The organism is Nocardia aurantia, from assembly GCF_009604425.1.
GTDB classification, from domain to species: Bacteria; Actinomycetota; Actinomycetes; order Mycobacteriales; family Mycobacteriaceae; genus Nocardia; species Nocardia aurantia.
Map to the genome: position 1 here is coordinate 146,928 of NZ_WEGI01000008.1, position 11,390 is coordinate 158,317.

General features: G+C 69.3%; 9 protein-coding genes. 7 read left to right on the plus strand and 2 right to left on the minus strand.

What is annotated here, in order from left to right:
* The first annotated feature begins 89 nt into the window (after nt 1–89).
* Nucleotides 90–1,601: an amino acid permease gene (locus NRB56_RS19080; RefSeq protein WP_153344076.1), complete on the plus strand. Its 1,512-nt coding sequence runs from the start codon at nt 90–92 to the stop codon at nt 1,599–1,601.
* 164 nt (nt 1,602–1,765) lie between these two features.
* Nucleotides 1,766–4,201, plus strand: a complete 2,436-nt coding sequence (locus NRB56_RS19085; RefSeq protein ID WP_153344078.1) for a serine/threonine-protein kinase — start codon at nt 1,766–1,768, stop codon at nt 4,199–4,201.
* Nucleotides 4,202–4,256: 55 nt separating this feature from the next.
* On the opposite strand, the gene NRB56_RS19090 is transcribed toward NRB56_RS19085, so the two are convergent.
* Nucleotides 4,257–4,643: a DUF1707 domain-containing protein gene (locus tag NRB56_RS19090; RefSeq protein WP_153344080.1), complete on the minus strand. Its 387-nt coding sequence runs from the start codon at nt 4,641–4,643 to the stop codon at nt 4,257–4,259.
* Nucleotides 4,644–4,825: 182 nt separating this feature from the next.
* Between NRB56_RS19090 and NRB56_RS19095 the strand changes: the two genes are divergently transcribed.
* The 4 genes from NRB56_RS19095 to NRB56_RS40185 all read left to right on the plus strand — a co-directional run bounded on the left by NRB56_RS19095 (nt 4,826) and on the right by NRB56_RS40185 (nt 9,654).
* Nucleotides 4,826–5,554: a MerR family transcriptional regulator gene (locus NRB56_RS19095; RefSeq protein ID WP_153344081.1), complete on the plus strand. Its 729-nt coding sequence runs from the start codon at nt 4,826–4,828 to the stop codon at nt 5,552–5,554.
* Between the two features lie 159 nt (nt 5,555–5,713).
* Nucleotides 5,714–6,250 carry a hypothetical protein gene (locus tag NRB56_RS19100; RefSeq protein ID WP_153344083.1) on the plus strand — a complete coding sequence of 179 codons (537 nt, stop codon included), beginning with the start codon at nt 5,714–5,716 and terminating at the stop codon, nt 6,248–6,250.
* A 169-nt stretch (nt 6,251–6,419) separates the two neighbouring features.
* The gene (locus NRB56_RS19105) at nt 6,420–6,995 is read left to right on the plus strand and encodes a dihydrofolate reductase family protein (RefSeq protein ID WP_264767046.1); all 576 of its coding nucleotides are present in this window, start codon (nt 6,420–6,422) and stop codon (nt 6,993–6,995) included.
* 160 nt (nt 6,996–7,155) lie between these two features.
* Nucleotides 7,156–9,654 carry an ATP-binding protein gene (locus NRB56_RS40185; RefSeq protein ID WP_194290908.1) on the plus strand — a complete coding sequence of 833 codons (2,499 nt, stop codon included), beginning with the start codon at nt 7,156–7,158 and terminating at the stop codon, nt 9,652–9,654.
* A 17-nt stretch (nt 9,655–9,671) separates the two neighbouring features.
* Here the strand turns inward: NRB56_RS40185 and NRB56_RS19115 are convergent, their stop codons facing one another.
* Entirely contained in the window at nt 9,672–10,112 is a 441-nt protein-coding gene (locus NRB56_RS19115) for a hypothetical protein (protein ID WP_153344089.1), read from the minus strand.
* 179 nt (nt 10,113–10,291) lie between these two features.
* Here NRB56_RS19115 and NRB56_RS19120 point away from each other — a divergent pair, with 179 nt between their 5' ends.
* Nucleotides 10,292–11,365 carry a phage tail tip lysozyme gene (locus NRB56_RS19120; RefSeq protein WP_153344091.1) on the plus strand — a complete coding sequence of 358 codons (1,074 nt, stop codon included), beginning with the start codon at nt 10,292–10,294 and terminating at the stop codon, nt 11,363–11,365.
* Nucleotides 11,366–11,390 lie beyond the last annotated feature (25 nt).

Sequence of the window (11,390 nt, forward strand, 5' to 3'; positions counted from 1 at the left end):
GTTTCGTTTGTGGCCCGGTATTGAATGTGCCGTTGTTTGACGGTACATTCATGACAGATATGATCGCCGTCACGTGAAAGGTTCACGTCATGACCACAGTTCGACCCCCCGACTCGACCGCAGCGGCGGCGGCTCCGGCCGACTCGCTCGCCGCCGAGGACGCCGGCTACCACAAGGCGCTGCGTCCGCGTCAGCTGCAGATGATCGCCATCGGCGGTGCGATCGGCACCGGCCTGTTCCTCGGCTCGGCCGCCCGGCTGCACAGTGCGGGCCCCGGCCTGTTCATCGTGTACGCGGTGTGCGGCATCTTCGTGTTCTTCATCCTGCGGGCACTCGGCGAGCTGGTGCTGCACCGCCCGTCCTCCGGCTCGTTCGTGTCCTACGCACGCGAGTTCTTCGGGGAGAAGCTGGCTTTCGCCGTGGGCTGGATGTACTTCTTCCACTGGTGCATGACCGGCATCGTCGACATCACGGCGATCGCCACCTACGTGCACTTCTGGGGTGCGACGCATGTGATACCGCAGTGGGTGATCGCGTTGATCGCGCTGGCCATCGTGGTCAGCATCAACCTGATCTCGGTGAAGTGGTTCGGCGAGCTGGAGTTCTGGGCCGCGCTGATCAAGGTCGTCGCGCTGGTGGCCTTCCTCGTCATCGGCGTGGTGTTCCTCGCGGGCCGGTTCAAGCTCGACGGCCAGATCACCGGGCCCTCGGTGATATCGGACCACGGCGGCCTGTTCCCGACCGGGCTGCTGCCCCTGGTGACCGTCACCACCGGTGTCGTATTCGCCTACGCCGCAGTGGAATTGGTCGGCACGGCGGCCGGTGAGACGGAGAACCCGGAGAAGATCATGCCCCGCGCGATCAACTCCGTGATCGCCCGGATCGCGCTGTTCTACGTCGGCTCGCTGGTGCTGCTGGCGCTGCTGCTGCCGTACACCATGTTCAAGTCCGGCGAGAGCCCGTTCGTCACCTTCTTCTCGAAGCTCGGACTGCACGGCGCCGGCTCGATCATGAACCTGGTGGTCCTGACCGCTGCGTTCTCCAGCCTCAACGCGGGCCTGTACTCCACGGGCCGGATCCTGCGGTCGATGTCGATGAACGGCAGCGCGCCGAAGATCGCCTCGCGGATGTCGAGCACGGGTGTGCCGTACGTCGGCATCCTCGCCACCGGCGCGATCGCGCTGCTCGGTGTCGGCCTCAACGCGATGGTGCCGGACAAGGCGTTCGAGATCGTGCTGAACATGTCGGCGCTGGGCACCATCGCCGCCTGGACCGCGATCATCGTCTGCCAGCTGCAGCTGTGGCGCTGGTCGCGCACCGGACGGGCCGAGCGTCCCTCGTTCCGCCTGATCGGCGCGCCGTACACCAGCATCGCGACCCTGCTGTTCCTCGCCGGCGTGGTGGTGCTCATGGCCACCAGCGACGACGACGTGCAGCGCGGTGCGGTGATCGCGATGGTCGTGGTGGTGGTCCCGGCCTTCGTGATCGGCTGGTTCTTCGCCCGCAAGCGGGTGCAGGCCATCGCGAACGAGCGGGTCGGCTACACCGGCCAGTTCCCGGTCCTGGCCGAGCGTCCGCTCGCCGAGGAGGACCACGAATAAGGGGTACGCCGCCGGCTTCCGCCGGCGGTAACCGTCGTCCGATCCGCCCCGCGTCCCGCGGGGCGGACCTGTTCCCATCGCGGGGAAATCATGCGGGTGCGCAGCGGACTGCCGAAGACCAGAATGAGGGCTCCACTCAACGGTACCGGGCTCGAGAGGTTCCTATGCCGGACCAATCATCCGATCACACGGTGGCGCAAGCGCATCCGTGGGGTGATCGGCGGATGCGCGGCACCGAGGTGGCCGCGAACGATCCGACGACCTGGGTGCCCCGATACCAGCCGGACGCCGCGGCCCAGGCGCATCCCTGGTCGCGCCGCGTCGTCGTGGACGCCGGTCCCACCGAGCACATCGGCCGCGGGCCCGCGGCGCTGCTCGCCGAACCGGCGGCGGCCGTGATGGCGGACATGGCCGAATTGTTCGGCGACGCAGCGGAATTGCTGGACGAGGACGGGAACTCGGCCCGGGTCACCCGGGCCCGGGCCGGCGCCTGGCGGCTCGGCGCCGGACTCGTGGAGCTCCCGCGGGTGCCGGCGGTGTCGCCGCGCGCGGCGGTGCTGCCGAATCCCGAAGTGCCCGAGGACAAGCGGTTCTGCTGGCGATGTCAGGCGCCGGTGGGCCGCACCGACGGGCACGGGCCCGGCCCGGTCACCGGCGAGTGCGCGAGCTGCCACGCCTCCTTCAATTTCCGGCCCGCGCTGCGGCCCGGCGATCTGGTGGCCGAGCAGTACGAGGTGCAGGGCTGTCTCGCGCACGGCGGGCTCGGCTGGATCTATCTCGCGGTCGATCGCAATGTGAGCGATCGGTGGGTGGTCCTCAAGGGATTGCAGAATCCACAGGATTTCGAGGCGCACGTCGTCGAGGTCGCCGAACGTCAATTCCTTTCGGAAGTGACGCACAGCGGGATCGTGAAGATCCACAACTTTGTGAAACACCGGTCGGTACGCGACGGGGCCGACGGTTATATCGTCATGGAATACGTCGGCGGCCGATCGCTGAAGACGATGCTCGACGAACATGGCGACCATCGAATTCCGGTGGCGGAGGCCATTGCCTATACAATGGAAATCCTGCCGGCACTCGATTATCTGCATTCCTTCGGGCTCGCCTACAACGATCTGAAGCCGGACAACATCATGGTCGGCGAGGACGAGGTGAAGCTGATCGATCTGGGGGCGGTCGCCGCCGTCGAGTCCTACGGAAGCATCTACGGCACACCGGGTTATCAGGCGCCGGAGATCATCGAGACCGGGCCGACCATCGCGTCCGACATCTACACCGTCGGCCGTACCCTCGCGGCCCTGGTGCTGGACCTGCCCCGGGACCCCAACGGCAACTTCCTGCCCGGCCTGCCCGACCCGGCGGAACAACCGCTGCTGCAACGCTATCCGGCGCTGTACCGCTGCCTGCGGCGGGCCACCGACCCGGATCCGGGCCGCCGGTTCCCGTCGGCCTATTCGATGCATTCCCAGCTGGCGGGCGTGCTGCGCGCGGTGCTCGCCATCGACACCGGCCGCGAGCACCCCCAGGCCTCCATCGAATTCGGCACCATGCGAGGCGATTTCGGCGTCGAGACGCTGATCGACGGCACCGACCGGATGCTCGACGGCAGCGAGGCAGCCCCGGAACTGGACGCGTTCGCCGTGGCCGCGGCGCTGCCGGTGCCGCTGATCTCGCCGGACGATCCGAGCGCCGCGCTGCTGTCCACCCTGCTGCACAGCGACCCCCGGCACGCGCTGGATTCCTTGCGCCGCACCGCGGATCGGATCGTCACCGGCACCATCGCGGAGCCGGCGTCGTTCGAGCTGGAGGGCACCCTGACCGCGGTGCGCGCGCATCTGGACCTCGGTCAGACCATGCAGGCGTGCGCGCTGCTGGCCGACCTGCGGCCCAAGTACGGCGCGGACTGGCGCATCGAGTGGTTCGTCGGCATCGCGGCGCTGATCGACGGCCACCACGACCGCGCCTACCGGCACTTCGACACGGTCCAGACGATGCTGCCCGGTGAGATCGCCCCGACCCTGGCCCTGGCGGCCAGCGCCGAGCTGACCCTGCAGGAACGCGCCGATCGCGGCGCGACCGACGCCGCGGACTGGCACGCCGTGGCCGTGGACAGCTACCGGCGGGTGTGGCAGATCAACCACGGGGTGGTCAGCGCGGCCTTCGGGCTGGCGCGGCGGCTCGCGGCCGACGGCGATCTGCTCGGCGCCGTCGCGGTGCTGGACCGGGTGCCCTCGTCGTCGCGGCATTACGCCGTGGCTCACCTCACCGGTTCGTTGCTGCTGGTCTCGCGGCCGGTCACGGAGATCACCGAGGGCGACATCGCGGCCGCCGCGGCGCGGCTGGCATCACTGCCGGGCGAGTTGCGGACGGTGCCGCTGCGAGTGGTGGTCGTGGGCGCGGCCCTGGAATGGGTGCGCGCCGGCGGTCAGCCGTCCCGGCCGGACGCGAGCCTGCTGGGCTTCCGGTTCAGCCTGCCGGAACTGCGCCGCGGCCTGGAGACCTGCCTGCGCTCGCTGGCACGGACGGTGCCGGAGCCGGCGCATCGCTACCGGCTCGTCGACCTGGCGAATCAGGTGCGGCCGCGCACCCGCTGGTGACCGGCGCGGCCGAACCGCTGTGATCGCCGTCGCGGATACCGGCGGCGTACGGCCGTCAGAGGCGCGCGGGATCGTCGCGCTGTCGTAACCGGGTGATCAGCGCCACCACCGGTGGCGCGGCGAACAGCACCAGCAACAGCCAGTAGGCGCTGCCGAACACCGTGGCCAGCACGATCGCGAGCACCACGACGGCCGCGACCGACGCCGCGGCCGCCGGCAGGGGATTACCCTGCGCGTGCGGCGCCGGTGGGGGAGCCTCCGGCGCCGGCAGATCGGCGAACAGCGGCGCCAGGTCCGCCCGGGTGTCCGCCGCGGCCGCCAGCGCGGCCCGGCGGTCGAATTCCGGCAACGCGAGCCGGCCCGCGCTGAAATGCTGGGACAGTTCCCGGAGCGCGCGTTCCCGTTCCGTGACGCTCACCCGTACGCTCGGCAGCTCGGTCATGCGAAAAAGCGTAGACGGACCGCGCCGCCGGCCCGATCGAGCGCATTTCCACGGACGGGAAGTCCGGCTCCGGCGAATTCCGCGCGCAATTTCCGTGATGAAAAACCGAAGTGCGAGGACGGCGGTTCTCGTCCATGGTTCGCCGATGGCCGACACCAGTTTCGGTGTGGTTTCCTGTAGGTATGCAGCGGGGTGACGAATACACGATCGATGAACTCGCGCGGGCCGCCGGGACGACGGTCCGCAGTGTGCGGGTCTACCACGAGCGCGGCGTGCTACCGCCGCCTCAGGTGAAGGGGCGGACGGGTTTCTACGGGCCGGATCATCTGAACCGGGTGCGCACCATCAGCCGGCTGCTGGACCGCGGCATCAAACTGAACGGCATCAAGGAACTGCTCAACGCGTGGGACCGGGGCGACGATCTCGGCCACATCCTCGGGGTCGCCGACACGCCGGCACCGACCGTCACGCCGGACAACGGCACGATCGCCGCCACCGAACTGGAGCAGCGCTATCTCGGCGTGCCCAGCGCGCTGGCCCGGGTGGTCGCGCTGGGGCTGTACGAACCGGTGGACGCCACGACGTACCGGGTGGCCGACCCGCCGCTGACCCGCGCCCTGGACCGCATGGTCGACGTGGGCGTCCCGGTCGCCGAGGCGCTGCTCGAGCTCGAGAAGCTCTACGCCGACTGCGACCGGGTGGCCCGGCGGTTCGCGGACCTGTTCCACCGCACCGGCTGGGCCGCCTTCCAGCAGTCCGATCGCGGACCGACCGACCGCGCGATCCTGGAGGCGCAACTGGAGGTGATCCGGGCCGCGCCGGTCCAGGCCGGATCCGACCTGACGGGCCGCTTGCTCGCGCACTATCTGCGACAGGACAGCGAGGTCGCGGACACCCTCGCCGGGGCCTGACCCGCGGCGATTCCGGGACCCCCCGCCCGGACTCCCAGCATTGGGAAAATTCCGTCGACAACGTGCCGCTGAGTAGCGGTACATTAATCGGGTACAACCTCCGTGACGGCCTGACGGGTAACGGCACACGGAGGCCCCCAGATCGACACGGAGTCCCCGATGAGCAATCACACCGCAGGCCCGACCTTCATCCGACGATCCTTTTCCAGTCTTCGCGTCCTGACACTGCTGGTAGCGGTCGTCGCGTCCGTACTCGGCGTCGGCCTCGGCCTCGGTGGCATGTCGACCCGCGCCGCCGCGGACGGCATTCCCTGCCAGTGGGCCGGCCAGAACTACGACCAGGGCGACACCGTCTACGCCGGTGGCTGGTCCTTCACCTGCGGGGTGGCGTTCCCGTACGTGCGGTGGAACCGCACCCCCGCGCCCGGACACCGCAGCACCGTGCCGAATCCGGGCGCCGACGAGTACGCGGCCAACGGATTCAGCCTCGGCGCCTGGCAGCCGGGTACCTCCTTCTTCGACTACTGCGTCGCCGATTCGGTGATGTCCGGCGCCGACTACGTCTTCGAGGCGGTGCCGTTCAACAACAGCGTGTTCTGGCGCGCGGTCGGCGGCATCAACCAGTGGTCCGACGGTGGCTCGCACCAGTACCGGTGGTGGAGCGGCCGGTCCTGTGTGGACGGCATCCTGATGTAGCGAGAATCCGCTCCGCTGTAGTGAGAATCCGCTCCGCAGAGCGCGGATTCGCCCGGCGAATTCCCGGCGGCGAACCTACTTAAGTAGGTTCGCCGCCGGTTGCGGATGCACACCCGGCCCGGAAGAGGCACAATCGTCTTTCCGACTCGGGGAAGACGGGCTGCGATCGATGGGATGCGTAACACTCTGGATGCAGATGTCGCTCGACGGTTTCGCGGAGGGCGCCGACCAGCAGGTGCACTGGCCCGTCGTCGACGAGGAACTGTGCGCATCGCATCTGGACGAATTGCGCGCCGCCGATCTGTTCCTCTACGGCCGTAAGACCTTCGACATCATGGCGGGCTTCTGGCCCACGGCCGACCAGGACCCCGCGATCTCCCCGTTCTACGTCGATTTCGCCCGGTGCTGGAAGCAGAAGCCGAAGATCGTGTTCTCCCGCACCCTGCGCCGGGCGGAGTGGAACACCCGGATCGTCGCCGACCGGCCGGTGGCGGAGGTGGCGGCGCTGCGGGCCGAATCCGATCTGCGGATGGTGCTGTTCGGCGGCGCCGAGATCGCCTCGGTGTTCCTGCGGCACGGCCTGGTCGACGAGTACCGGCTGTTCGTCCACCCGATCCGGCTCGGCGGTGGGGTGCCGCTGTTCCCGTCCACCGTCGACACCACCGGTTTGCGGCTCGTCGACGTCACCACCTTCGACAGCGCGGTGGTCGGAATGCACTATCGGCAGCCGGTTTCCGCGGCATAGCGGTTCTCGGCCGTCGCCCGGATCGGGCCGCGGGCACCGGTACGGCGGCCGGAACGGCTGGATGATCACTGTGGCCCCGCGGCGCGGCCGGTCGGAAGGCGTGGTGTGAAACGACTATTCGCGGGCGTGCGGGTCGCGCGTCGACTAACTTCGGTTAGTTGTGGCAGTAGGTGGTGATGACATTCCCTCGGCGGCGACCGGTGGATTCATCGGCAGGAGACCGGAATTGGACCGGGTCGACGCCCTGCTGTCCGGGGGCGCCCGGCTGATCACCCTCACCGGCCCCGGCGGCATCGGCAAGACCCGGCTGGCCGCGGAGGCCGCGGGCCGGTTACACCGGCGCGATCACGTCCCCGTGTTCTGGGCCGCGCTGGCCGAACTCGTGGCCGGCGCCGGCATCGAGGAGACGGTGCGCTCGGCGGCGTCCATCGATCCCGCGGCCGGGCATCGGATGGAGTCCGGTGTCCCGTCGGTCACCGGCGGCGACCCCGAGGATCATCGAATCCTGGTGCTGGACAACTGCGAACACGTCCTCTACGAGGTCGGCGCGACCATCACCGCGCTGCTGGAGGCGGTGCCCGGCCTGACCGTGCTGGCCACCAGCCGGGAGCCGATCGGCTGGGTCGACGAGTATCTGGTCGCGGTGCCGCCGTTGTCGGTTCCGCATTCGGTGCAGTTGTTCCAGCAGCGGATGCAGCTCACCGGCCGCACCGTCACCGACGAGGACCAGTGGGAGATCATCGAGGAGATCTGCCGCCGCGTCGATCACAATCCGCTGTTCATCCGGCTCGCCGCGGCCCGGCTGCGCTATCAGCCGCCGCAGACGGTGCTGCGCGAACTCAGCGGCGATCGCGACGATCAGCGGTTGCGCTGGTCGCACGGGCCGCGGCTGGGGGTCGAGCCCCGGCATCGCGGCGTCTACGACGTGGTGGCCTGGTCCTTCGACCTGTGCGGTCCGCAGGAACAGCTGCTGCTGGAACGGTTGTCGACCTTCGCGGCCGGATACGTCACCGACGACGAGCAGACCCTGCGCAACGGCATCACCGCCGACGCCGCCATCGCGGTGTGCGCGGACGCGGACCTGCCCGCGGCGGTGGTGCAGTCGCTGCTGGAACGGCTCGCCGAATGTTCGCTGCTGTCCACGCATCTGAGTTCCGATGTCGCGCAGTGGTATCTGGTGGAGAGCGTGCGAGTGTTCGCACGGGACCGGATGTCCCGGCGCGACCCGGACGACGTCGCCCGCACCGCCGCCCGGCACCGCCGCTACTGGCGCGACAAACTCGTTGCGGGACAGTTTGTCTGGGACAAGCCACAGGATCAGACCTGGCTCGACCGCTCGCAGTCCGGCTGGGACGACATCTTCGTGGCCGTCGAGAGCGGACTGTCCGATCCGGTCGAGGCGGTGGTCGGGCTGGAGATAGCCACCGCACTGCTGTGGATGTGGGTGCCGTTCGTGACGGTCGACGGCCCGGCGCTCACCCGGCTCACCGAGCACGCCCTGACCGCGACCGCGCCGGCCGGCCTGGCGTCGCTGGATCTGCGGCTCGGCGCGATGGCCGTGCTGGGCTGGATCGCGTTGTGGGAGGGCCGGGTCGGCGCCGCGGGCCGGTTGCTCGACGCGGCCGCCGCGGCCTGCGGGCCGCTGCCGCCGGACTGGCGCGAGGCGCCCGAACGGGACATGGGCCTGCCCGCGCCGGTGGAGTGGATGTGGGGCACCGAGCTGATGCTCACCCGCCGCGATCCGCGGGCCGTCGCGGTGCTCGCCCGGGCCCGGGACAAGTTCACGGTGTCCGGCGACCGGACCGGGTCCGAGGTCAGCGCCATGCTGGTCGCCATCGCCTCGGCCTTCACCGCCGAGGGCCCGGTGGCGCTGGCGGCCACCGCGAACTATCTGGAGCGGTCACGGTCGTCGGGCTCGGATCTGACCCGGGCGTGGGCGATGCTGGCCCGCGCGATCGCACTGGCCAAGAACGGCCGCACCGACGAGGCTTTCGAACTCACCGGCGACGTCCTGGAACACCATCTGATCGAGGGCGACATGTGGACGGCCAGCCTCGCGGTCGGCGCGCGCATCGCGGCGATGACGGCCCGGCTGGCGGGTCATCTGTCGGCCGGCGACGGCGGCGGGCCGGAGGCGCTGCGGGTGGCGGCCCGGGTGGCCCAGCTGGTGGGCGCACTGCGCACCTGCCATCGGGTGATGGGTGTGGCGATCGATCAGATCCCGTTGCTCTCGATCGAAATCGAGCTGGCCGCACAGGTTTCCGCGGCACTGCTCGGCGCGCCGGCCTACGCGGCGGCGGAGAATCAGGGCGCCCGGCTGCGGCCGGAATTCGACCAGCTGCGGCAGTACGGGCTGCAGGCGCAGTCCGCCGACGAGACGTTCACCCCCGACGAGCCCACCCGCTGGACGGTGCTGTCCCGGGCCGAGCGCGATGTCGCGATCCTGGCCGCGGCGGGCTGGTCCAACAGCGCCATCGCGGCCCGCCGCCGCAGCTCCGTGCGCACGGTCGACGCTCAGGTGGCCACCATCCGGCAGAAGCTGATGATCAACTCGCGCACCGAGATCGTGGGATATGTGCCCGCGGATCTGGCCGAGCGGATGCGGCTGGAGGCGCAGCGCCGGCCCCGCCGGGGTACCCGGCGCGCCGGGACCGGCTAGCACCCGCTACCCCGCCGTCAGTGGTTGCCGAGAAAGAACTCGTGGAGGTTGTTCAGCGCCGCGTCGACCGGATTGCTCGGCGGCGGGGGCGGGGCGACCGGCTGCGGGACGACCGGCTGGCCGTTGTCGTAGCCGTTGCCGGTGCCGTGACCGGCCGTGCTGCGGTCGCGGTTGCCGACGCCACCGCCGTGGACGGTGCCGTTGCTGTCGCCGATCACGTGGCTGTTGCCGTTGCTGTCACCCACGGTGTGGCTGTTGCCGTTGCTGTCGCCGACAGCGTGGCTGTTGCCGTGGCTGTCGCCCACGCTGTAGCCGCCACTGTTGCCCACGTTGCCGTGTCCGCCCCCGAAACCCCCGGTGGCGAACGAAACGCCCTTGAAGCCGGCGGGAACGATCACCAGGGAACCGGCGATGGCGGTGGCGACTGCGATTTTCTTGGCTCTGTTCGAGAGGGCCATGACTGCTTCTTCCTCGTGCGGTGCCGGCCGGGCTCGGAATCGGTGTTCCCGAGCCGTTCATCGTGCCGTCAGGTAACGGTACATCGAATGTAGGTTCAATGCAGGGGAATTCCCCAGGCTTGGGAATGGCCGATACTCGGTCTGAACGGGACGACTCGGCGAAGGTGGGTGTTGCGCGGATGGGTGCGAACGATCCGCACTTTCACGAGGTGAAGCTCGTGCCGCCGTCGCACGCGTCGGCGGGTCTGAAGTCGCTGACCCACCTGGTGCAGGTATGGCTGCAGGATGCGGTCGACCTGCTCGGCCGCGACGAACCGAGGAAACCCCCGGATCTCATCGGGGATCTCGTGGACAAGAAGCTGGCGACCGAGAGCGCCGGGCAGGCCCAGATGGCCAGTGACTACGGCGACAAGAACACGAAGCTCACGGAACTGGCCGACAAGATGACGGCCGACGACAACGGGGTCCGCACCAAGACCTACGAGGCCGGGCAGATCGCGAACGACACCTGGACGACGATCAAGGGCCGGATCGATCACCTGCAGGGCATCCTGGGCGATCCGAAGAACAACGAGATGGTGCAGGACCCGGACTCGCACAAGTGGTACCTGCCGGTTTCGACCGAGACGAAGCTGCAGACCGCCTTGCTCACGTGTGTCACGGATGTCTCCGACGATCTCGACACCGCCTGGAACAAATTCCAGGCGTACGCCCAGGCCATGGCCGACGCCAACCCCGAGAGCCACGGCGGCTCCCCGGCGCCGCCCGTGGACGCCTCGGGTGCACCGACGGGCGGTCCGGTCACCGCCGAGGAGATCTCCGGCGGGCAGAAGGTCACGGCCAAGGCGATCTACGACTACCTGATCGACCACTACCATCTGACACCCGCGCAGGCGGCGGGCATCGTCGGCAATATGCAGACCGAATCCAGTTTCAACACCGGTGCGTGGAATTCCAGGGAGGGCGCGCTGGGCCTGTGCCAGTGGGAGGGCGGCCGGCTGACCGCGCTGAAGGCCTATGCCAAGGCGCACAACCAGCCGATCACCGATATGAAGACCCAGGTGGATTTCATGATGAGCGAGATGCACGGCGGCGAATCGCAGGCGTGGTCGGCATTGCAGTCGGCGGGTACACCCGCGGCCGCCGCGGCCGCCTTCGACCAGTACTACGAACGCAGCGCCGGCACCTCGCGTAATCAGCGGATGGCGAACGCGACCAATCTCGCCTCCCAGTTCGCCACTGTCGCAGCCTGATCGGGCGCGCACCGATCGACTCGCC